Origin of the sequence: Halobacterium noricense (assembly GCF_021233435.1) — an archaeon.
GTDB lineage: Archaea > Halobacteriota > Halobacteria > Halobacteriales > Halobacteriaceae > Halobacterium > Halobacterium noricense.
This window is the reverse complement of sequence record NZ_CP089468.1, coordinates 1013270-1035375: the sequence shown is the minus strand read 5'-3', so window position 1 is coordinate 1035375 and position 22106 is coordinate 1013270. Positions and strand designations below refer to the sequence as shown.

General features: G+C 65.8%; 22 protein-coding genes and 2 pseudogenes. 14 read left to right on the top strand and 10 right to left on the bottom strand.

Annotated features, from left to right (window positions below):
- Positions 1–63: 63 nt before the first annotated feature.
- Positions 64–354 carry a PRC-barrel domain-containing protein gene (locus LT974_RS05670; protein WP_232589727.1) on the bottom strand — a complete coding sequence of 97 codons (291 nt, stop codon included), beginning with the start codon at positions 352–354 and terminating at the stop codon, positions 64–66.
- 66 nt (positions 355–420) lie between these two features.
- Positions 421–1518: a pyridoxal phosphate-dependent aminotransferase gene (locus tag LT974_RS05665; RefSeq protein WP_232589726.1), complete on the bottom strand. Its 1098-nt coding sequence runs from the start codon at positions 1516–1518 to the stop codon at positions 421–423.
- Between the two features lie 109 nt (positions 1519–1627).
- On the opposite strand from LT974_RS05665, the gene LT974_RS05660 reads away from it, so the two are divergent.
- Positions 1628–3964 (top strand): DEAD/DEAH box helicase, encoded by a 2337-nt coding sequence (locus tag LT974_RS05660; RefSeq protein ID WP_232589725.1) that lies wholly within the window; start codon positions 1628–1630, stop codon positions 3962–3964.
- Here LT974_RS05660 and LT974_RS05655 read toward each other — a convergent pair.
- Positions 3951–4853, bottom strand: coding sequence for a DUF7544 domain-containing protein (locus LT974_RS05655; protein ID WP_232589724.1), 903 nt, complete (start codon positions 4851–4853; stop codon positions 3951–3953). The two genes, LT974_RS05660 and LT974_RS05655, sit on opposite strands and share 14 nt — an antisense overlap.
- A 107-nt stretch (positions 4854–4960) precedes the next feature.
- On the opposite strand from LT974_RS05655, the gene LT974_RS05650 reads away from it, so the two are divergent.
- Entirely contained in the window at positions 4961–5596 is a 636-nt protein-coding gene (locus tag LT974_RS05650; protein WP_232589723.1) for a DUF7500 family protein, read from the top strand.
- A gap of 67 nt (positions 5597–5663) precedes the next feature.
- On the top strand, positions 5664–6185 hold the full coding sequence (locus LT974_RS05645; protein WP_232589722.1) for a chemotaxis protein CheW: 522 nt from the start codon (positions 5664–5666) through the stop codon (positions 6183–6185).
- Positions 6186–6268: 83 nt separating this feature from the next.
- Here the strand turns inward: LT974_RS05645 and LT974_RS05640 are convergent, their stop codons facing one another.
- Positions 6269–7582, bottom strand: coding sequence for an RNA-guided endonuclease InsQ/TnpB family protein (locus tag LT974_RS05640; protein ID WP_232589720.1), 1314 nt, complete (start codon positions 7580–7582; stop codon positions 6269–6271).
- Positions 7583–7734: 152 nt separating this feature from the next.
- Between LT974_RS05640 and LT974_RS05635 the strand changes: the two are divergent.
- From LT974_RS05635 to LT974_RS05595, 9 genes and pseudogenes are all read left to right on the top strand, one after another.
- Positions 7735–7842 (top strand): annotated as a pseudogene (locus tag LT974_RS05635) (IS6 family transposase); the annotation flags it as partial.
- Positions 7843–7898: 56 nt separating this feature from the next.
- Positions 7899–8261 carry a chemotaxis protein CheY gene (gene cheY, locus LT974_RS05630; RefSeq protein WP_232589719.1) on the top strand — a complete coding sequence of 121 codons (363 nt, stop codon included), beginning with the start codon at positions 7899–7901 and terminating at the stop codon, positions 8259–8261.
- On the top strand, positions 8258–9304 hold the full coding sequence (gene cheB / locus LT974_RS05625) for a chemotaxis protein CheB (RefSeq protein ID WP_232589718.1): 1047 nt from the start codon (positions 8258–8260) through the stop codon (positions 9302–9304). The genes cheY and cheB overlap by 4 nt, the downstream gene beginning before the upstream one ends.
- Positions 9305–11302 carry a chemotaxis protein CheA gene (gene cheA / locus LT974_RS05620; protein WP_232589717.1) on the top strand — a complete coding sequence of 666 codons (1998 nt, stop codon included), beginning with the start codon at positions 9305–9307 and terminating at the stop codon, positions 11300–11302. It abuts the gene before it with no gap.
- A 2-nt stretch (positions 11303–11304) separates the two neighbouring features.
- On the top strand, positions 11305–11892 hold the full coding sequence (locus LT974_RS05615) for a chemotaxis protein CheC (protein WP_232589716.1): 588 nt from the start codon (positions 11305–11307) through the stop codon (positions 11890–11892).
- Positions 11892–13064 (top strand): chemotaxis protein CheC, encoded by a 1173-nt coding sequence (locus tag LT974_RS05610; RefSeq protein ID WP_232589715.1) that lies wholly within the window; start codon positions 11892–11894, stop codon positions 13062–13064. The genes LT974_RS05615 and LT974_RS05610 overlap by 1 nt, the downstream gene beginning before the upstream one ends.
- On the top strand, positions 13061–13537 hold the full coding sequence (locus LT974_RS05605) for a chemotaxis protein CheD (RefSeq protein WP_232589713.1): 477 nt from the start codon (positions 13061–13063) through the stop codon (positions 13535–13537). Before LT974_RS05610 ends, LT974_RS05605 begins: the two co-directional genes overlap by 4 nt.
- Positions 13534–14337, top strand: coding sequence for a CheR family methyltransferase (locus tag LT974_RS05600; RefSeq protein ID WP_232589712.1), 804 nt, complete (start codon positions 13534–13536; stop codon positions 14335–14337). The genes LT974_RS05605 and LT974_RS05600 overlap by 4 nt, the downstream gene beginning before the upstream one ends.
- Before the next feature lie 65 nt (positions 14338–14402).
- The gene (locus LT974_RS05595; protein ID WP_232589711.1) at positions 14403–15266 is read left to right on the top strand and encodes a CheF family chemotaxis protein; all 864 of its coding nucleotides are present in this window, start codon (positions 14403–14405) and stop codon (positions 15264–15266) included.
- 39 nt (positions 15267–15305) lie between these two features.
- Here the strand turns inward: LT974_RS05595 and cheF1 are convergent, their stop codons facing one another.
- Together cheF1 and LT974_RS05585 are read right to left on the bottom strand one after the other, a co-directional pair.
- On the bottom strand, positions 15306–16175 hold the full coding sequence (cheF1, locus tag LT974_RS05590) for a chemotaxis protein CheF1 (RefSeq protein WP_232589710.1): 870 nt from the start codon (positions 16173–16175) through the stop codon (positions 15306–15308).
- 177 nt (positions 16176–16352) lie between these two features.
- Positions 16353–17573, bottom strand: a complete 1221-nt coding sequence (locus LT974_RS05585; RefSeq protein ID WP_232589709.1) for a HEAT repeat domain-containing protein — start codon at positions 17571–17573, stop codon at positions 16353–16355.
- Between the two features lie 138 nt (positions 17574–17711).
- Between LT974_RS05585 and LT974_RS05580 the strand changes: the two genes are divergently transcribed.
- Positions 17712–18377 carry a hypothetical protein gene (locus LT974_RS05580; RefSeq protein WP_232589708.1) on the top strand — a complete coding sequence of 222 codons (666 nt, stop codon included), beginning with the start codon at positions 17712–17714 and terminating at the stop codon, positions 18375–18377.
- Positions 18378–18448: 71 nt separating this feature from the next.
- On the opposite strand, the gene LT974_RS05575 is transcribed toward LT974_RS05580, so the two are convergent.
- From LT974_RS05575 to LT974_RS05560, 4 genes and pseudogenes are all read right to left on the bottom strand, one after another.
- A complete protein-coding gene (locus LT974_RS05575; protein ID WP_232589706.1) occupies positions 18449–19270 on the bottom strand; it encodes an archaellin/type IV pilin N-terminal domain-containing protein in 822 nt (273 codons plus the stop codon).
- Positions 19271–19892: 622 nt separating this feature from the next.
- A pseudogene (locus LT974_RS17865) lies at positions 19893–20118 on the bottom strand (archaellin/type IV pilin N-terminal domain-containing protein); the annotation flags it as partial.
- A 9-nt stretch (positions 20119–20127) separates the two neighbouring features.
- Complete coding sequence (locus LT974_RS17730) at positions 20128–20904, bottom strand: archaellin/type IV pilin N-terminal domain-containing protein (RefSeq protein ID WP_269785449.1); 777 nt, start codon at positions 20902–20904, stop codon at positions 20128–20130.
- Between the two features lie 9 nt (positions 20905–20913).
- Positions 20914–21678 (bottom strand): archaellin/type IV pilin N-terminal domain-containing protein, encoded by a 765-nt coding sequence (locus tag LT974_RS05560; RefSeq protein WP_232589705.1) that lies wholly within the window; start codon positions 21676–21678, stop codon positions 20914–20916.
- Between the two features lie 157 nt (positions 21679–21835).
- Here LT974_RS05560 and LT974_RS05555 point away from each other — a divergent pair, with 157 nt between their 5' ends.
- On the top strand, positions 21836–22069 hold the full coding sequence (locus tag LT974_RS05555; protein WP_232589704.1) for a DUF7385 family protein: 234 nt from the start codon (positions 21836–21838) through the stop codon (positions 22067–22069).
- Positions 22070–22106 lie beyond the last annotated feature (37 nt).

Below are 22106 nucleotides of genomic sequence, written 5' to 3'. Positions count from 1 at the left end.
GCCTTACACGATTCGACTCCGGAGTGTCACCCGGGGACGGCGACGAAGACCGCAGAAAGGGAGTTAGACCGCGAGTTCGGCGTCCTCGTCGGGGCTCTCGTAGCGCTCGACGACGTCGTTGATGAGCACGACGTCGCCGACCGCGCGCACCCAGCGGTACGGGATGATGACGCCCTTCTTCCCGGTCTCGGTGTCCGCGAACAGCGCGGGGTTGAGTTCGCTGAGCGCGAGGCCGTTCACCACTTCCGTGTCGAGGTCCAGGCGGACGTCTTCGACTTCCCCGACGAAGACGCCGTTGTTCGAGTACACCTCGCGGCCGACCAGCGAGGTGATTTCGTCTGCTTCGGAGTCCATGTCGTGGTGATTGTCGCGGTGCCCCATAAGTGTTCGAGGCTCGCGTCCCACGGGCGTCCGACGCGGCTACTGGAACCGGTCGAGGACTGCGCCGAGCGCGTCGAGTGCGGGCGCGACCTCGCTGGGGTTGCGTCCGAGGCTCACGCGGACGCGTTCTTCCTCCCCGAAGAATCGACCGGGGACGACGAGCACGCCCTCCTCCCACGCGGCGGCCGCGAGTTCGTCGCCGTCGACGTTGTCGGGGTCGAGGAACGCGAACGTCGATCCCTCCGCGAGGAACCCCTCGACGTCGTCGCGCTCGGCGAGAAACGCCTCGAACAGTTCGGTGTTCTCCGCGAGCAGCGTCCGCGAGCGCTCCGCGAGGTGGTCCTCGTTGTGGAGCGCGCGCCGACCGAGCGCCCGGCTCGTGTCCGCGACGCCGAGGAAGTGCTTCGACACCGAGCGCGCGCGCTCGACGAACTCGCGGTCCGCGACCAGCCACCCGATGCGGAGGTCGTCGAGCCCGAAGAACTTCGTCAGCGAACTCGTGACGACGGTGCCGTCGAGCCCGACCACGGTCGGCCCGCCGAACGGACCATCTCGGGCCTCGGTGACGTAGGGAGCGTACACTTCGTCCACGAGCAGGCGCGCGCCGGCGTCGCTGGCGACGTCCGCGAGGTCCGAGAGCGTCTCGCGCTCCGCCATCGAGCCGCTGGGGTTGTGGCGGTTCGTCACCGTGACGAGTTGCGTCCACTCCGTGAGCGCGTTCGCCGCGCGCTCGACGTCGAGCCGGTAGACGTCGCCGCGCAGGAACCGGTCGACCTCCGCGCCGAGCGCCCCGGGCGTCTTCACGAGCGGCTCGTAGCTCGGTTTCTCGACGAGCACGCGCTGTTTCTCCTCGGGTTCCTCGTCGGGGCCGAGGTGGAGCGCGGTCGCGGCGGCGACGACGTTCGCCATCGTCGCGCCCGGCGTCACCAGCACTTGTTCGGGTTCGACGCCGTACTCGCCGGCAATCTGGGTCTCCAGCGTCGCGCCCCTCGGTGGGTCGTCGAGACCCTCCAGCGGCTTGGGCACGGCCTCGGGTTCGTGGCCGCGGTCGCCGCGCAGGTCGCTGGACGCGAGGTCGTACAGCGCGACCTCGGGTCGTCCGGAAATCCACTCGAGGTACTCCAGCCGCGGGAACATGTCCCCGTCTCGGTCCCGCGGTGGGAAAGTAGTTATCGCTCCGGCGCAGCCGGCCGACGCGAGTGCCACCACCGGAAACCGTTAGGCCGACCAGCCCCGACTCACGAGCGTGGACGACCTCGCCGACTGGCTCCGGGACCGCCCGCACTACGACGGCCAACTCGTCGACGAGCGCACGCTCCCCGGCCGCGACGCGAGCACGCGGGGCGTCGACCTCGAATCCCGCCTCGAGTCTGCGCTCGCGGACCGCGGCATCGACGCGCTCTACGAGCACCAGGCCGACGCCACCGACGCTGTGCGGGCCGGCGACGACGTGGTGGTCGCGACGCCGACCGCGAGCGGGAAGAGTCTCGCGTACACGGTGCCGGCGTTCGAGCGCGCGATGGACCACGGCGGCCGCACGCTGTACGTCGCGCCGCAGAACGCGCTCGTCGCCGACCAGAAGGAGACCTTGACCGAGCTCGCGAGCGACCTCGGGTTCGGGAGCCGCGTGCAGGTCGATACGTACACGGGTCGACTCTCCCGCTCGGAGAAACAGGCCGTGCGGGACCGCCGGCCGACCGTCCTGCTGACGAACCCCGAGATGCTACACTACGCGCTGTTGCCCCACGGCCACCGGCTCTGGGAGTGGTTCTTCTCGGGACTGGAGACCGTGGTGCTCGACGAGGTCCACGAGTACCGCGGCGTCTTCGGCGGCCACGTCTCCCACGTGCTGCGCCGGCTGCGGCGAGTCTGCAAACGATTCGACAGCGGTGGTGGCTCCGACGGGAGCCACCTGACCGAAGGCTCCCCCGACTTCGTCTGTTGTTCGGCGACCATCGGCAACCCGGTCGAGCACGCGGCGCGCGTGACGGGCAAACCCGAGTCCGGGTTCGCGCTCGTCGAGCAAGATACGAGCGAGCGCGGGCCGCAGCACTGGCTGCTGTGGAATCCGCCAGAGGAAGCCGGCGGCGAAGGCCGGCGGCGCTCCTCGCACGTCGAGACGCGGAATCTGATGGCCGATCTCGTGATGCGCGGCCACCAGACGCTGGCATTCACGCGCTCCCGGCAGGGCGCGGAGCGCAACGCCACCGGCACCGCCGACGACCTCCGCGACCGCGGCGAGCACGACCTCGCCAGCGAGATTGCGGCGTACCAGGCAGCCCTGACGGACGACCGCCGGCGCAGCCTCGAAGCCGGCCTCCACGACGGCAGCCTGCGCGGCGTCTGGAGTACGAGTGCGCTCGAACTCGGGGTGGACGTCGGCGGCCTCGACGCCGTCCTCCTCGACGGCTACCCGGGCACGCGGATGAACACGTTCCAGCGCGCGGGCCGCGCCGGCCGCGGCATGGACCCCGCCGCCGTCGCGCTCGTCGCGGGCGAGGACCAACTCGACCAGTACGTGATGAATCACCCCGAGGAGCTGTTCGACGGGAACCCCGAGGACGCCATCGTCGACCCCGCGAACGAGCACCTGTTGGACCCGCACCTCGCGTCCGCGGCGCGCGAGAACTGGCTGTCGCCCGCGGACGACCAGTACTTCCCGCAGTTTGCCGAGCGCGTCCGAACACTCGAAAGCCGGGGCGTGCTCGAACGCCGCGAGACCGACTCCGGCACCCGCTGGACGTACGCCGGCGACGGCAGCCCCCAGCACGAGATGAGCCTGCGCTCCATCGACGACCGCGAAATCCGATTGCTCGACCCTTCAGGTGATACTGTCGCGACGATGGAGTTCTCGGACGCGCTCCGGGACGCCCACCCCGGCGCAATCTACCACCACCAGGGCCAGCGCTACGAGGTCGTGGACCTCGACCTCGCCAACGACGTGGCGGACCTCCAGCCGACGTACGCCGACCACTACACGCGCGTCCTCACGGACAAGGACGTGGAGGTCCGCGAGGACCGCGAGGAGCGCGCGCCGTTCGCCCGTGACGACGTCCCGGTGCGGTTCGCGGACGTCACGCTCACCGAGCAGGTGACCGGCTACGAGCGCCGGAACGCCAAGCGCGGCGAGTCGGAGGCGACCGTGAGCCTCGACCTCCCCCAGCAGACGCTGGAGACGCGCGCGCTCTACTACACGGTGCCGTCGGACGTCGAGGCCGAACTGCGCGCGGCGGGCGACCTCCCGGGCGCGATTCACGCCGCCGAGCACGCGATGATTTCGATGTTCCCCACGGAGTTGCTCTGCGACCGCGGCGACGTCGGCGGGCTCTCGACGCCCGTCCACCCGCACACGGGCCGGCCGACCATCTTCATCTACGACGGCTACCCGGGCGGCGTCGGGCTGGCGCGCGCGGGCTTCGACTCCGTCGCCGAACTCGCCGAGCGCACGCTCGCCATGCTCGAATCGTGTGACTGCGCGGACGGCTGTCCGGCGTGCGTGCAGTCCCCGCAGTGCGGGAACGCCAACGACCCCCTCGACAAGGAACTCGCCATCGAGTTGTTGGGCGCGCTTACCGGAGCGTGAACTCCGCCTCCGACGCTGCAAGCGTGCACAGCGAGTGGTAGCGCAGCGCGGTGACGACGGGGACGCTGACCGCAGCGAGCAGGACGACCCCGACTAGTGCAGCGATAGCGACGGCGACGAGTGCGACCGGCGTGAGCGTGGCACCGAACACCGCGATGCCGACGGGCACCGCGACGATGGCCCCCGCGAGACTGAACACGACGCCGGCACCGAGTAGCAGGACGATTTTCACGAGGACGTACACCGCGAACTCCCGCCACTCCGCGCGCAACGTCGGCCAGAGGCGTCGCCAACCGTCGAGGACGCCGTCGCCGTGTTCGGCCATCAGCGGCACGACGAACGCCGTCGTGAATTCGGAGACGAGTGCCGCGACGGGGGCGACGACGAACAACAGCGGGACGGTCACGACGAGCGCGAGCAGTGGCAGCGGCGTCTCTGCAGACGCCGCGAGGATAACGGGTGCGACGACGGCAGCGAGGGCGAGAAGGACGGCGACGGTGACGAGGATGCGGAAGCCGAACAGCCGCAGCCCGGAACCGAGGCGCTGGCGGAACGGCGCGAGGACGCGGACTTCCTGCGACCGGAGGGCGTCCACGAGCACGAACTCCATGACCGCGCCAATAACGGCAAATAGGAGCACGACGACGACCGCTATCGCGAGCAGCGAGAGGGCGGCGGCGACGAACTGCGGCTGCGTGAACGCGTCTCCGTACTCGACGATGGCCTGCGGCGGTACGTCGACGGAGATCGTCGGCGTCTGCGGCGGCGTCAATCCGGCGAGCAGCGTGATGACCGCCAGCCGGACCCATACACCGACGTCGACGGGCACCAGCAGCGACCGCGTCTCGGCGAGCGCCTCGTCCAGCGACTCGACCGCGTACCACGACATGCGCGATTCTTCGATTGGGCGTGCGAAAAAGGTAGGTGGCCGTTCAGGCGGGTCGTCGCGCTGCACTCCGCGATAGATTTTAAACCGCCCGCGGCTAAACCTGAGGTATGGCCCCATCCGGCGACCCGGACGCCGACGAAACCGTCCTCTCCCCGGACGAACTCGACATCGAGGCCCGCGAGGAGGTCGCGGCCATCGGGGAGGACCGGTACGTCATCGGCCCCGACGGGCCGCCGAAACCCCCGGAGACCGACGACAGCGGCGACGAAGGCAGCGACGGCGACGCGGCCGAGGAATCCGACCAGCCCGAAGCCGACGACGAGTCGGCGGAAGCATCCGAGCGAGCGACGGACGCGAACAGCCCGGTCGACGCCGGCGAGGTATCGGGCCGGGAAGTGAAGCGGTGGCTCGGCGACGAACTCGACGAACACGACAGCGAGTACGCCTACCGCATCGCCGCCAAGTCCGGCGACTCCATCAACCACCAGCAGCTCGCCACCGACGACATCGGCGCGGCGTTCGACGGGCTGCTCGTCTGGTACGCCCAGCAGGTCGCAGCGGGGACGCCGGTCGACGAGGCGCTCGGCATCCTGCTCTCGGAGTCCAGCGTGCAGGCGCGCTACCCGACCTCGCGGCTCGTCGCGTACCTCGAAGCCCACGACCTCGGTCCCGACGACTCGATTCGAGACCTCGTGGAGACGGTCTCCGAGAACGACGGGCTCGTCTTCCCGAAGCGACGGTAGGCTCCGGTTTTCCGCGCTGATAACGGCCGCGAAAGGGTTTTATCGGTGGTCGTCTGTTCTCACAGCCATGATGACTCTGGAGGGCGGCGACCGGACGGTCGAGACCGCCGCCCACGTCGTCGAGTTCGAACTCGGCAACGAGGTCTGCGCCATCGACATCGACGCCGTCGACAGCATCGTCGAGTCGAAGCAAGTCACCCGCGTGCCGCGCGCCCCGGCCGCCGTCGAGGGCGTGATGGACCTCCGCGGGGAAACCACCGCCATCGTCGACCCGCGGGAGTTCCTCGCCATCGAGGGCGACCTCGCTTCCGACAACATCCTCGTGCTCGACCGCGACGACGACAAGCAGAAAATCGGGCTGCGCGTCGCCGAAGTCACGGAAGTCTCGGAGTACGCCGACGTGCAGGTCGACACGGGCGAGGACGTGGCCCGCATCGGCACCGCAGCCGTCGAGCGCGACCTCGTCAAGGGCGTCATCCGGAAACTGACCGAGGAGTTAGACGAGGACGAGGACATCGAGGACGCCGACGTCGACCTCGTGCTGTGGCTGGACATCGACCGGCTCATCGACGCGGTCGCTGATGATTAGAAAGGCGACAATCAACGCTGTTGACATCCTCCTCCGCGTGAACGCGGAGGAATCCCACGGTACCGCGCCGCTGGATTGGGATCTTAGGGTTTGCAGTCGACCACTTGTGCCTGCGGTTGGAATCCGCACGACAAGTCATGAAGGTAGACTGCTGGCTGTGCCAACCAGCCGGTACTCCTATCTCCACCCAAAACAGGCCGAGACTCAGAGTTACTTGCGTTCAGGTCAAGGCGGATGTTTTCCGCCCCGTTCACGTCCGCGTTGAACGCCGCGTCACACGCCTCGCAGACGTATAGGCCACGCTCGACGCGCTGACTGCCGTCCTCTCTCCCGCAGACGCAACACGTCTTACTTGTGTCCCGTTCGGACACTTCCACGACTTCGATCCCCTTGACTTTCGCCTTATAGGTGAGAATACTGGTGAAGCGGTCGAACGCCCACCCGTGCAAGTCGAGGTTCCCGTGCCGACCCCAGTTTTTTGACTCTCCGTTTTCGTCCTCGCGGACGCCTTCCAAGTCTCCAACATTAATGCGGCCAACACTCTTCTCGACGCATCGTTGGACGATGTGCTTCGCCAAGGAGTGGAAGAAATGAGTGCGGCGCTCGCTCCACTTGTGATGGAGTCGCGTGGCTCGGTCACCGCCCGAGTCGTCGCAGTTGGCGATTTCTTTCGGGAAGTAGTAGCCGTCCTGTTTCAGGCGATTGCCGGGGTACAGGTCGGCATCTTCGGTGCTGTAGGCGACAGCGGCGAAATTCGAAATTCCGAGGTCGATGCCCGCTGTCTCAGTCCCGGGTGCGTCGGGCGTCTCGAGTTCGTCTTTGCAGACGAGGTGTAACTCCCAGCGGTCCTTCGCATTATCGTAGATGGCGCGAACCTGTTGGAGATTCTCAACGGTGACACTGGGGCGTGTTTCGTATTCGACAAGGATGTACTCCCACGCCTTTGGGTGTTTCTTGTGATTTGCGCCTTTTGAGAGCCTTACACGATTGTTCTTGGTGTCGTGACGGATACCATTCTGCTTCCACGTCACCGTCGAGCGAGGATGTTCTTCGTGGACGCGGCGGCCCTCATCGTCGTAGTAGTTTGTCTTGCGGTAGCCGGGCGGATTATCCCGGTCGTCATCAGAGCCGTACCAAGAGTTGAAGGCTTCAGCGAGTTCCTCCAGAACGCGCTGACTGGACTGGCTGTGTAGTCCGTTGTATTTTGGATGTGTCTTCAACTCGGCTTTGAGCTCTCCGTGATCAGGAATTTTCCCGGTTTCGTCCCAGACTTCTCGGGAGTAGTAGTTTGCGACGTTCCAGAGTTTGCTGGCACTCCACCCATGCCGGTCAAGTGAGTCTTCGACCTTCCTGTGGTTGCGGATAGACGCGACATGGGTTCGGTGGACCTCCAGCATTATGAAACGTCTCTATAACCACCTATACTAGGGCTTCCTGTGAAAGCTAGGATTTAGTCTGGAATATCCAGCCCTGCCATCGATGATGGACCATGGCGCCGTTATTGAATGCATCCTTCGGCTACAGCCTCAGGTATTCTTCTTACGTCTCTATTAAACGACGCACTCCCCCGTTTAGTAAGATTTTCAATCACGTTGATGGAACGATGGCAAGATCGTGGCTGCAAGCGTTCGCTATCTGGTGGGCCTCGCTAAACTAAACATAATGATAATCGGGGAGGAGGGTTTATTAGCCCCTTCGCTAAACGAGGGAGGCATGGCGAAGCAGGTCCTACTGGTGGACGATTCGGAGTTTATGCGGAACTTGCTCCGCGAGATTCTCGAAGAGGAGTTCGAAATCGCGGACGAGGCCGAGAACGGGGTCGAAGCCGTCGAGATGTACAAGCAGCACGACCCCGACCTCGTGATGATGGACATCGTGATGCCGATTCGTGACGGCATCGAGGCGACCAGCGAAATCAAGAATCACGACCCGAGCGCCCACATCATCATGTGCACGAGCATCGGCCAGGAGGAGAAGATGAAGAAGGCCGTCAAGGCGGGCGCGGACGGCTACATCACGAAACCGTTCCAGAAGCCCAGCGTGATGGACGCCATCTCCGACGTGTTGGCGGCATGACGACGGCGCTGGTGGTCGACGACTCGCACTTCATGCGGACGGTCATCAGCGACATCTTGGAGAACGGCGGCGTCGACGTCGTGGACACCGCGGCCAACGGCAAGCAGGCCGTCACGAAGGTCGAGGAACTCGACCCGGACGTGGTGACGATGGACGTGGAGATGCCGGAGATGAACGGCATCGAAGCGGTCGAAGCCATCACCGACCGCCACCCGACGCCGATTCTGATGCTGTCCGCGTTGACCACCGAGGACGCCGACGCGACGCTGGAAGCGATGGAGAAAGGCGCTGTCGACACGTTCGCGAAGCCCGGCGGCACCATCTCGACGGAACTCTCGGGACACAGCGAGGAACTGGTCGCGGCGGTCGAGGACGTCGCCGCGGCGGACCCGATGGCAGGCTACGACGTCCAGCAGTCCGCGCCGGCGACCAGTACACCGGCAGTCGACACCGAGTACGTCGACCACCCGACGCTGCTCGTCGGCGCGTCGACCGGCGGCCCGAACGTCGTGGAGTCGATTCTGAGCGCGCTCCCGCGGGAGGCGGACTTCCGCGTGCTCGTCGTCCAGCACATGCCCGACCAGTTCACGTCGCGGTTCGCCAAGCGCCTCGACCAGACCAGCGAGTACGACATCAAGGAGGCCGCGGACGGCGACCGCATCAGCGGCGGCGAGGGGTTGGTCGCGCGCGGCGACTACCACATGCAGGTGTCGGGCTACTCGAACGGCCGCCTGCGCGTGCGCCTCGACCAGAGCGAGCGCCGCCACAGCGTGCGGCCCGCCATCGACGTGACGATGGAATCCGCGGCTGAGCGCATCACGAACCCGCTCGTCGCGGTTGTGCTGACGGGGATGGGGACGGACGGCGCTGACGGCATCCGCGCGGTCAAGGAGGCCGGCGGCGCGACGTTCGCGCAGGACGAGGCGACCAGCGCCGTCTTCGGCATCCCGGAGCGCGCCATCGAGACCGGCTGCGTGGACGAGGTGCTGCCGGCGGACCGACTGACCGAAGCGATCACCGACTCGATACGGAGGAGTTCCTGAATGGACGACTACCTGGAAGCGTTCGTGCGCGAGGGCGAAGAACACGTAACGAACCTGAACAACGCGCTGCTTGAGTTGGAGTCCGACCCCGGCAACGAGGAGGCGATGGACGCCATCTTCCGGACCGCCCACACGCTGAAGGGGAACTTCGGCGCGATGGGCTTCGAGGACGCCAGCGAACTCGCCCACGCCGTCGAGGACCTCCTCGACGCGATGCGGCAGGAAGAGCTCGAAGTCACGGGCGACCGGATGGACCGTATCTTCGAGGGCGTCGACGAAATCGAGGCGTGCCTCGACGAAATCGAGGCGAACGGCGAAGTCGAACGGGACGTCTCGGAGACCGTCGCGTCCGTGCGCGCGGTCCTCGACGAAGCGGGCGACGAGCCCGCCGGGGCGGGCGAAGACGCCACCGACGAGTCCGAGACCACGCCGGACGCGGACCCGTTCGCAATCGTCGACGCCGAGACCGTCGAGAGCGTCGACCGCCGCGTCTTCCACGTCCACGTCGACATGAGCGACTCCCAGATGAAGGGCGTCGACGGGATGCTCGTGCTTGAGGCCGCCGAGGCGGAGTTCGACCTGCTCGGTGCCGACCCCAGTCTCGAAGCCATCAACGACGGCGAGTACGACGACGGCTTCGACCTCGTCGTCGCCAGCGATATTGCCGACGTTGCCGCGACGGTCCACTCGTTCCCGAAGCTCGACGACGCCACGGTCACGGAACTCACCGACGCCGCCGCGGACGCAGTTGCGGCGAACGACCAGTCTGACGACGCGACGGACGAACCGGCTGCTGCTACTGAGGAACCGGCTGCCGAAGCGAGTGACGAGAACGAAAGTGAGTCCGCAGTTGCGTCGACCGACACCGAGATTCAGTCCGTGCGCGTGGACGTCGACCAGTTGGACGAACTCCACGGGCTCGTCGAACAGTTGGTGACCACGCGCATCAAACTCCGGCGCGGGATGGAGGGCAGCGACCGGCAGGTCGACGACGAACTCGACGAACTCGACAAGATTTCCGGGAGCCTCCAGGACACCGTGATGGACATGCGGCTGGTCCCGATGAAGAAGATCGTCGGGAAGTTCCCGCGGCTCGTCCGCGACCTCGCCCGCGAGCAGGGTAAGGATATCGAGTTCGTCGTGGAGGGCGACGACGTCGAACTCGACCGCACCATCCTCACGGAGATCAGCGACCCCCTGATGCACCTGCTGCGCAACGCCGTCGACCACGGCATCGAGCCACCCGAGGAGCGGGAAGCCAACGCGAAAGACCCCGAGGGGACCGTGACACTGTCGGCGGAGCGCAACCGCGACCAGGTCGTCATCGAGGTGCGGGACGACGGCGGCGGCATCGACCGGGAGCGCGTCCGCGAGAAGGCCGTCGAGAAGGAGATTCTGCCGCGCTCGGAGGCCGAGGAACTCACCGACGCGGAAGTCGAGGACCTCGTCTTCCACCCCGGGTTCTCCACGAACGACGAGGTGACCGACATCTCCGGGCGCGGCGTCGGGATGGACGTCGTCCGCGACACCGTCACGCGCCTCGACGGCTCCGTCTCCGTCTCCAGCATCCCCGGTGAGGGGACGACGTTCACGATGACGCTGCCGGTGACTGTCGCCATCGTGAAGGTGTTGTTCGTGGAGAGCGGCGGCGAGGAGTACGGCATCCCCATCAAGACCGTCGACGAAATCTCGCGGATGAAGCCCGTCAAGGCCGTCGACGGCGAGGAAGTCATCACCTACGACGAGACGGTCTACCCGCTCGTGCGCCTCGGCGACGCGCTGAACGTTCCCGGCGAGACCCGCGAGGACGACGGCATGCTCGTCCGCATTCGCGACACCGAACGACAGGTCGCGGTCCACTGCGACGACGTCCGCGGCCAGGAGGAAGTCGTCGTCAAGCCCTTCGAGGGCATCCTCTCCGGGATTCCGGGCCTCTCGGGCGCGGCAGTCCTCGGGGAGGGCGACGTGGTGACCATCCTGGACGTCTCGACTCTCTAACCATGAGCACGATGATAGACATCCGACGGCTGCAGACGGTGAACGAACTCGCCCGCGAGGGCGCGACGACGGTCGCGGACAACCTCAGCCAGCTCACCGGGGTCGAGACGGAGATGGAGATTACGAAAATCAACGTCATCGACGTCGAGGACCTCGGCGCGCACCTCGGCAACCAGAAGCAGGTCGGCGTCAACGTCCCGCTGACCGAGGAACCCTACGGCTCCGTGCTCGTGCTGTTCGACGACGCGAGCGCGCGCCGCGTGGCCTCCACGATGATGGGCGGCATCGAGAGCGACGGCGGCGCGTACAGCGACATGGAGCGCTCCGCGATTCGAGAGGTCGGCAACATCATGACCAGCGGATTCATCGACGGCTGGGCGAACGTGCTCGGCCGCACCATCGACATCTCCACGCCGAACCTCTTCCGGGCCTCCGGCGACGACATCGTCGCGCACTGCGTCGACCCCGGCGAGCACGAGATCGCGATGGTGTTCGACGCCACGCTGTCCGCGCCCGACGCGGACGTCGAGGCCAAGATTTACTCGTTCCCGGACATCGAGGAGTTCGTCTCGATGATCAACAGCATCTGATGCGCGTCGACCTCGACTCGCTGGCGTCGTTCAGCCACACGGGCGCGGAGGGCGGCCAACGCGCCGCCGACGCCCTCGAAACGCTGACCGGCGTCCCCGCGCACTGCGAGATTTCGCGCACCACGCTCGTCGACGCCGACGGGCTCGCGGCGTTCCTCGGCGACGCAGCGACCCGCATCGCGGTGCCGTTCGACGGCGCGCTCGCGGGCCACGCACTCGTCTCCTTCGAGAAGCCCTTTGCCGCGCGCGTCGCCGAGGAGACCGGGATGGGCGGCGACGCACTCCCCGAGGTAGCGAACATTCTCACCAGCGGGTTCGTCGACGGCTGGGCCGAGACCGCCGACGGCACTATCGACATCGAGCCGCCGGAAGCCGTCACCGCCGACGACTCGCTCGTCGGGGACGTCGCCATCGCCGACGGCGCTGCGTTCGTCTTCGAGAGTCGCATCGGACTCGCAGGCGTCGAGGGCACCTGTCGGTTCGCGGTGTTGCCCGCGGCCGAGCAGTTCGTCGACTACCTCGCGGACGACGATTCCCTCTCGCCGGACGCGCTCGCGTCGTACGCGCAGTTGACCGCACACAGCGCGGACGCGGTCGCCGACCACCTCGGCGCGATGACCGGCATCGACCCCGACGTCGTGGAGTCGCACTTCGACTTCGTGCCCGTCGAGGACGTGCCGTCGCTGCTCGACGACGCCGCCTACGAGGGCGCGGTCTTCGAGAGCGACGGTCCCGTGAACACCGTGCTCGCGGTGCTGTTCGACCAGAGCGAGCCCGGCGCGGTCGCGGACGCGCTCGTGCCGGCCGAGGACCCGGATGCCGCGCTCGCCGAGAGCGCGGTCGCGGAACTCGGGAACGTCACCGCCAGCGGCGTGCTCGACGGCTGGGCGAACGCCCTCGACACCACCATCGACGTCTCCATACCCTCGCACGTCCACGACGACGGCCGCGCGGTGCTGGACACGGTCGCCGCGGCCTACGGCCGCCACGCCGACACTGTCGCCGTGGTGGACGCCACGGTCGCGCTCAACGACGAGGTGACGTGTCGCGTCTGCGCGTTCCCCAGCCCCGAGGACGCCGACACCGTCGCCGAAATTGCGGCCGAACTCTCCGCGGGCGACGCCGACCCCGACTTCCCACCGGCGTACGACACCGGGGGTGAGCAGTCGTGAGCAGCGAGACGCGGAAGGCACGCGTCAGCGTCGCCGACTGGCGGGTCACGGACGGCGACGACACGCTCGTCACCAGCGGGCTCGGCTCCTGCGTCGCGGTCGCCGTCTACGACGCGGAGGTCGCGGTCGGCGGACTGTTGCACGCGATGCTGCCCGCCGCGCCGTCGCCCGCGGAGAAGCCCGCGAAGTACGTCGACTCCGGGCTCGACCAGATGCTCGCGGCGATGTACCGACGCGGTGCCGACCCCGAGAACGTCGCCGCGAAGCTCGCCGGTGGCTCCGCGATGCTGGACATCTCCGTCGGGGAAGCCATCGGCGACCGGAACGTCCAAGCCGCCGAGCGCGTGCTCGGCGAGGCCGAAATTCCGCTCGTCGCCAGCGAGACCGGCGGCAGCACGGGCCGGTCGGTGACCTTCTGCCCGGCGAGCGGCGACGTGACGATAGACCGCGTCGACGGGGTGGACGTGATATGACCGACTTCGAGGACCTCCTGGCGTTCGTCGAGCGCGAGACGACCTTCGCCACCAGCTACTACGACGACGCCTACCTCGACCGCCGCGTCTCCGCGCGGATGCGCCGCCGCGACGCCGACACGTACGCCGAGTACCTCGCCATCCTCCGCGAGGACCCCGACGAACGCGCCGAACTCCTGGACACACTCAGCGTCAACGTCACGCAGTTCTTCCGGGACAACAAGGTCTGGGCGGCGCTCGAAGACGTGCTCGTCGACACCGCCGCCGAGCGTTCGTCGGTGTCCATCTGGTCGGCGGCGTGCGCGGACGGCCGCGAACCGTACTCGCTGGCGATGCTCGCGCTCGACGCCGGCATCCCCCAACGGGACGTCGACATCCTCGCGACCGACATCGACGAGGACGCCCTCGACCGCGCGCGCGAGGGGTTCTACCAGAGCACGCGTACCGCGGACATCCGCGACCAACTCGACTTCCTCGACGACCCGATGGCGTACGTCGAGGAGCGTGGCGACGAGGGGTTCGTCGTCGCCGACCACGTCAAAGACCTCGTGACCTTCGAGCGCCACGACCTCATCACGGGCGACCCCAAGTCGGGCTTCGACCTCGTCTGCTGTCGGAACGTCTGCATCTACATCGACAAGCAGTACAAGCACCCCATCCTCGACACCGTCAGCGAATCCCTCCGGCCGGGTGGCCACCTCGTGCTCGGACAGACTGAAACCCTCCCGAGCGGCGTCAAGGAGCGATTCGAGGCCGCAGACCCACGAATCCGCATCTACCGGCGGCTCTCCGAGGACTGACCGCTTGCAGCGAGGAGTAACGCTTATTCGACCTGACTGACCAACTACTGCTCACACTGGGGGACATGTCGGAATCAGCTATCGCGGACTTCGTCACGTCGTTCATCCCCGACACGGCCACGCACGCCGAACCCGTGCGCGGACGCGTCGTGATGAGCAAGCGCCGCATCGTGCTCGTCACGGACGGCGACCGCGTCACCATCCCTCTCGACGGCGTCTTCGACGTCCAGCACGACACCGCGCCCGGCGACCTCGCGGAGTTCTTCGACGACACCGTCACCGTCGCCTACGAGCGCGACGGTGACCGCCTCGTCGCCGTCGTCGAGGGCGGGGGCGACACCGTCGAGCGGTTCGTCATCCTCGTCTTCAAGGGCCTACTGAACGGGTCGAAAGCCCACGTCAAACACCCCGCGCGCCGCGGCGGCCGCGTCACCGACCAGTCCTTCGAGTCGGCGACGCTGTCCGTCTCCCCGGGCACCGTCGAACTCCGCGGCGACGCCACCACCGAAATCGACGTCTCTACTGTCACGCACTTCGAGCGCGTCGAGCGCGACCTCGGTGGCACCACGCGCCCCCTGCTCTCCGTCCGTCACATGGGCGCTACCGGCCCCGTGACGACCGAACTGGCGCTCGACTCGGGCCGGAAGATGAACCTCTTCGGACGGTTCATCCGCCTCCGGTACCGGCTCCTCAAGCAGGAACTGGCGGACGTCGACCTCTCCAGCGAGGAGGTCGAGGCGCTGGTCGCCATCTACTCCAGCGGGCCGAACGCCAACCTCGCGACCGTGCTCGGTGTCGACGCCAGCCAGCTCACGATGTTCCTCAACGACCTCATCGAGAAAGAGCTCGTGCGCGACGACGACGGCGTTCACCTCACGTCGATGGGCCGCGCCGCCGTCAGCGAACACATCGAAGACGTCAACATGTGAGCGGGGCTGGCCCGGACTCGCTCGGCGCGGAACCGCACGCTACTCCTCGTTGATTGCTTCGCTGGCGATGTTCCGCCCGCGCGTCTTCATCGTGACCTCGCGGCGCTTGCGCACCTCTTCGAGCACGTCCACTTCGATGAGGCGATCGAAGATGCTCTCGACTTCGTCGACGTCCATCCCGAGGAAATCCGGAATCTCGAACGACGACACGCCCGAGTACAGCGCCATCAGCACGCGCTTCTCGGTCTCGGAGAGGTCCACCGACCCCTGGCTCTTCTGGGCTTCCTTCGTCAAAAGCGACTCCAGAATCGAGCACGTGTGCGAGTCGCTGGAGAAGTACGTCTGCACGCTCGTGTCCTCGACGGTGTGCTCGACTTTCAGTACCGGGCTCTTCTCCCCCTGAACGTCCAGCGAGGCGGCTTCCGCGGAGCCGACGTCGTCGAGGTCCACGGCGACGAACGAGCCGCTCTGGAGCGCGACGCTCAACTGTTCCTCGTCGACCTTGATGCGCGCCCGCTCGAAGGACTCGTCCTGCACGACCCCACCTCTCACCGCGGGATGCTTGACGAGCAGTTCCGTCTGGTCGAGCAGCGCGCTGTAGAGTTTGGTCTCGAAGTCCTCGGTGTTCTCGCCCATCGAGACCAACAGCACGCTCTCGGTGCTCAACTGGAGCGTGATGTAGTCGCTGACCTGCGCGACCGTCTGGTTCACGTCGTAGCGGCCGCTCAGGCTAGACAGCTTCGACAGCGGGACGTTGCGCTTCCCGTCGTTGCCCGCGAGGACGATGCGTTTGTTCGACAGGAGGATGCGGCCGTTCGTCCACTCGGCGTCCTTCATCCGCCGCCCCTCCTTGACCGCCTGCAGGAACTTGCCCGCGCCGTCGGCTATCTTGTACTCGGACTCGCTCATTCGACCTCCCCGAGCGGACGTGCGGGCATCCTGCTCCCGTCGTTCGCGTGCCGGCCCGACGCGTCCGTACTCATTACTTCCCGGAGTTATTCAACGGCCGCATATAACGTTTTGCGTGCGATTCTCGCATTTGAAACCGGCACACGGAGAGCGGGTGTCCCTCTCGTCAGCGTCCCGTCAGGAGTGGCCGCCGAGCTTCGAAATCGCCGAGAACGCGCGCCGGCGCACCTCCGCGTTCTCCGTCTCGTCGACGAGCTTCTCCAGGCGCTTGCGCGAGCGCTCGCCGCCGACCTTCCCGAGCGCGAACGCCGCCATCGCGACCGCGTCCTCGCCGTACTCGTCGGTCTCGATGACCTCCAGCAGCGCCGTCTCCACCATCCGTCCGCCGATTTCCGCCAGCCCTGTCGCCGCGAACTGCGAGATGAGGTCGTCGTCCTCGCCGAGCACGTCCCGCAGCGCCTCCACGGCGTCCAGCTTCGTGGACTTCGCGCCCGCGACGCGACCCAGCATCCAGACCGCGTTCCGGCGCTGGTGAATCTGGGAGCCCTCCTCGATGATTTCTACGAGCGACGCCACGATGGAGGGGTCGCTGCGCGCGGCCATCCGGTCGACGATGATCTCCCGGAGCTCGTGGCTGCGGTCCGGCGGCACGTTCGACAGAATCTCGATGAGCGAGAACACCGCTGCCCGGCGCACGAGGTCGCTCTCGTCGCCCAGTCGTTCGACCAGCGCGTCCACGGGCTTGGCGTTCTCGAACTGGCCCAGCGAACTCACCGCGGTCCGACGCATCTCCTCGCTGTCGTCGTCGACGACGTGCAACAGTCCCTGCAGCGCCGTCGGCCCGTTGAGCCGACCGAGCGCCTCCGCGGCCTCGCGGCGCACGCCCAGCGGCTGGCCCTCCAAGCCCTCGACGAGCACGCCCGCGACCGAGGGCTCCCCGATGCGGCCGAGTGCGCGCGCAATCCGCGCTCGCACTTCGAGATGTGGTTCGGTCTGCAGCTTCTGGGCCAGCGGCTTCGCGGCGTCCTCGACGCCGAGCAGCCCCAGCACGTTCGCTGACGCCATCCGCAATTCCACGGTGTCGGCGTCCAGACTCGCCACGAACGCCTCCGCCTGCGCCCACGTCGCTCCCGACTCCGGGACCGACTGCCCCAGCCCTTTCATCAGGGCTTCGACCGCCTCCTGCTGGGTGAGCGCGTCGATGGCCGCCGCGCGAACCGTCGCCTCCTCGTCGCTCATCGCTTCCACGAGCGCGTCCAACCCCTCTGACTCCGGCTCGTCGAGGTTCCCGAGAATTTCGGCTGCGCGCCGCCGAACCGTCTCCTTCTCGCTCTCCCGGAGCAGCTCGACGAGCTTGTCGACGTCACCGGAGCGTTCCAGCCCGTACAGCGATGGCACTACCGAACCGATACGACGAGAACGCATAAGTCGGTGTTGGTGGCTGCGGCCGACACCTGCCCGGAACCCACGCGAGACTGTTCGACGCGCCAACAGGAGGGCCCAAGCGACATATACGCCGGTCGCATAGGCGCGGCCATGAGCGAAGACGACGGTTCGACGCCCAGTGACCCTCCGGAGTCCGCCCCGGAGGGAGACGACGCAGGCCCGCTCGGTATCTCGCGACGGACGATGGTCGTCGGTGCCGCCGGCATCGGTCTCGGCTCCGTGCTCGGCGTCAGCTACGCCGTGCTCGGTGGCTCGAACCCCGACCAGACGCGGACCGTCGAACCCGCGGAACCGGACGACGACGGAACGGCGACGCTCGGCGAACTCCACTACATCCTCGAAAACAGCGGCGCGGAGAGCGGTCGCCTCAACGTCACGGAGTTTGTCTACTTCCCCGACGACTCTGCCGTCAGGGTCTCGTACCGGACCCGGGCCGGCGAAGTCGAAGACGTCCCGCCGCAGCGTCAACACGTTCGGGAAGTCGGCCAGATGGTACGCATGTATGCCGAATACGTCGCACAGGGCGGAGACGAAGCCGACGTCGTCCACGCCCACATCGAGAACCCCAGCGAACCCGCGGAACAACCCGACGGATACCTCGTGCGCCGCGAGTGGGTCGAGAAGTACAACAGCGGCGAGTGGGACGGCAACGAGACGCTCAACACGGTGTTCGGGAGCGGCTACACGGACGAAGCGCTCGCGAACGAGACAGCCGACAACTCCACGACGCCGTCACCGACGACCACCTCCGAGTAGCGCTTCGGTCTGTTTTGCCGTCGCTGTTCGACGTGAGTCGCGCGCAAAAAGTGGAAAATCGAGCGGACCGATTACAGCTGAACCGTGCTGCCTTCGTCGCCGACGAGCGAGTCAGGCATCTGGAGGTTCACGTAGCGCTGCGAACCGGATTCCGTCGTAATCGTCAGTTCGACGTTCGCGCTCTCGTGAAGAACGCCGAGGTTGCTGTTGTCGTAGCCCTCGGTCGGGTTCAGCGAGTCGTCGATCGATTCACCGACTTCGCCGTTCTCGTTCGTACTCGAATTGTACGCTTGCTGGAGAGGAATGATGACTTCGTAACGGTCGCTCTCGGAAGTCATCACCGTGTCCTGGCTTTCCGCGGTAATCTGACCGACGAAGTACGCCGCGTCACCGTTGTCTCCCGGCTCGATTATCGGTTCACCACTGGTTGAATTCGTGATGACCGGAGAGTCGGCCTGGGTCGCGTGGACGAGGTTCGCGAAGGAGTCCCCACCGACGTACTGGATGGAGAGCCCCGCGAGGTCGATGTCAGCCGCACCGGGCGACTTCTGGACGGCGAGCTTGATTGTGTGGCCCACCGGCTCGTCGATATCCGTCGAGTTGTTGAACGTCGTGAAGTTCTGGTCGACGGACTGGTCCGTCGTGTTCACGATCTCGGGTGCGTCTGCGTCCGTCTCGGAGATGTCACCGACTGCGCCGATGATGTTGAGGTTGTTCGCGACCTGGTCGGTACTGTCCTGTCCGGTGTCCTCGGCCTGCGTCTGGAGAACACCTGCGGTGTTGATGAGGACGCCGGCGGCGATTGCGGCGACCAGGACCATCGCGATGAACACGATGAGCGTCCCGATCCCCACCTGACCGCGTGCTTCCTCGTCGTTGATGAATTCGAACATTATCTTGCTTACAGGGTCACCGTGCTACCGCCCTCGCCGATGAGGGAGTCAGGCACCTGGAGGTTCACGTAGCGCTGCGAGCCGGATGGGGTCGTAATCGTGAGCTCAACGTTGTCGCTCTCCTCAAGGAGGCCGAGCTGGCTGTTGTCGTAACCCTGGTAATTCGAGTCCGAGTCATTAATCTGCTCGACGCTTTCGATATGTTGGCCCGCCTCACTAGTGGCACCAGAACTAGCATTAGTGATAGCACTCGAGTTGTAGACCTGCTGGAGCGGGATAACGAGTTCGTAGCGGTCGCTCTCGCTTGTCATCACTGTGTCCGTCTCTGTGTCAGCCGTAATCGCTTGCACGAAGTACGCAGCAGTTCCTTCGCCCTTTACCCACGGACCATCAGCTAGGCTATCAGATGCGTTGATTGCGGGAGCGTCCGCTTGGGTGTGGTGGATGAGATTCGCGAACGAATCTCCGCCGACGTACTGGATACTCAGACCGGAGAGATCGATGTCACCCGCGCCAGGCGACTTCTGGACGGTCAAGCGGAGCGTGTGAACCTCCGAGTCGCTAAGTTCTGTCTCGAAGTCAGAGACGTTGTTGCTGGCGTTAACGATTGCAGTATCAGTCGCACTCGTATTCGCGACATCGCCGACTGCGCCGATGATGTTGACGTTGTTCGCGACCTGGTCGGTACTGTCCTGTCCGGTATCCTCGGCCTGCGTCTGGAGGACACCAGCGGTGTTGATGAGGACGCCGGCGGCGATTGCGGCGACCAGAACCATCGCGATGAACACGATGAGCGTCCCGATCCCCACCTGACCGCGTGCTTCCTCGTCGTTGATGAATTCGAACATTATTCGTAGTTACAGCGTGACGGTGCCACCCTCGTCACCGACGAGCGAGGACGGGACGCGGAGGTTCACGTAGCGCTGCGAGCCGGAGTCGGTCGTAATCGTCAGCTCGACACGGTCGCTCTCCTGGAGGAGGTCGAGTTTAGTGTTATCAACGTTGTAGGACTGCGAGTTGAGGTCCACCTCGATGTCCGCATTTTCACCGTACGTCTTCTGGGCGAGCGTGTCGCCGTCAACTGACTTGTTAACAGTCGCATCCGAACTGCCGTCCGTGTTGTTCAGCACGACGCCGGTCGGGATGACAATCTCGTAGCGGTCGCTCTCGGAGGTCATCACCGTGTCCTCCTCGGTTTCGGCGGTAATAGCCTGCACGAAGTAGGCGTTCGAGACGTTGCCGGCGGACTGGTTCTTCTCGCTGATGTGGACGAGGTTTCCGAAGCCGTTCGGGCCAACGTACTGGACGGAGAGACCAGCAAGGTCGATGTCACCGGCACCCGGCGACTTCTGGGCCGTCAAACGGATCTCGTAGATGCTCTGGTTTCCAGCCGCGACGTTGGTCAATTCGTTGGGGTCGTTCACTTCGCCGACGCTGCCGATGACGTTGAGATTGTTTGCGACCTGGTCGGTACTGTCCTGCCCGGTGTCCTCGGCTTGGGTCTGGAGGACGCCCGCGGTGTTGATGAGGACGCCGGCGGCGATTGCGGCGACTAGGACCATCGCGATGAACACGATGAGCGTCCCGATCCCCACCTGACCGCGTGCTTCTTCGTCGTTGATGAATTCGAACATTAGTCTGGGTTACAGCGTGACCGTGCCACCCTCGTCACCGACGAGCGAGGACGGGACACGGAGGTTCACGTAGCGCTGCGAGCCGGAGTCAGTCGTGACGGTCAGCTCGACGCGGTCACTCTCTTGGAGGAGGTCGAGGTCCGTGTTGTCGACGTCGATTCCACCGGGGTTTGTCTCGATGTCGTCCTCATTACCGTACGTGGAAGTAGTGACATTAACCGCGTTTGTACCGGAAGCGTTCTGGATGTTCTGCTCACTGCTGTTCCAGTAGGTACCAGTCGGGATAACGATCTCGTAACGGTCGCTCTCAGACGTCATCACCGTGTCTTCCTCGGTCTCAGCGGTGATCGCTTGCACGAAGTAGACGTTCGAGACGTTGTCAGTGGCAGTGTCGTTCTTCTCGCTGATGTGAACGAGGTTACCGAATCCGTTCGGGCCGACGTACTGGATGGAGAGCCCGGAGAGGTCAATGTCACCGGCGCCCGGCGACTTCTGGACCGTCGTGCGGATCTCGTAGATGCTCGTCTCGGTGACCCCGACGTTGGGGGCATCAGCGTCGTTCACTTCACCGACTGCGCCGATGACGTTGATGTTGTTCGCGACTTGGTCGGTACTGTCCTGTCCGGTGTCCTCGGCTTGGGTCTGGAGGACGCCCGCGGTGTTGATGAGGACGCCGGCGGCGATTGCGGCGACCAGGACCATCGCGATGAACACGATGAGCGTCCCGATCCCCACCTGACCGCGTGCTTCCTCGTCGTTGATGAATTCGAACATGATTGTGGTTTCTCTGCCCCGTTCCCGTGACGGGCTGCTGGGGCTCACCCGCAACGAATCCAGAACTATACTAAAAGGTACGCCCCCGGTTATCAACCGTGAAAAACGCGATAACTGTCCGCTAAGAGCTAAACACCCGGAAGTCGTGTTCGGGTGTATGGACGACCCGGTCGACTTCGAGGCGGTCAGGCACCGCGTGAAGCTACTGCGGGATACGGGCTCCGAGCAGGTGTTCGAGAATCGTGACGGAGTGGCGTGTCCGGCCTGTGGGGAGGCGTTCACCGAGGCGCTGGCGACGACCGAGCGCACGTGCCAGCTGTCGCCCGGGCCGTCGGTGGACATCTGCCTCGTTCGGGAGCCCGAGCGTATGATAGTTCTCACGCACGCGTAAGGCGATTATACGAATTGGTAACGGTGGGGGAAACCTT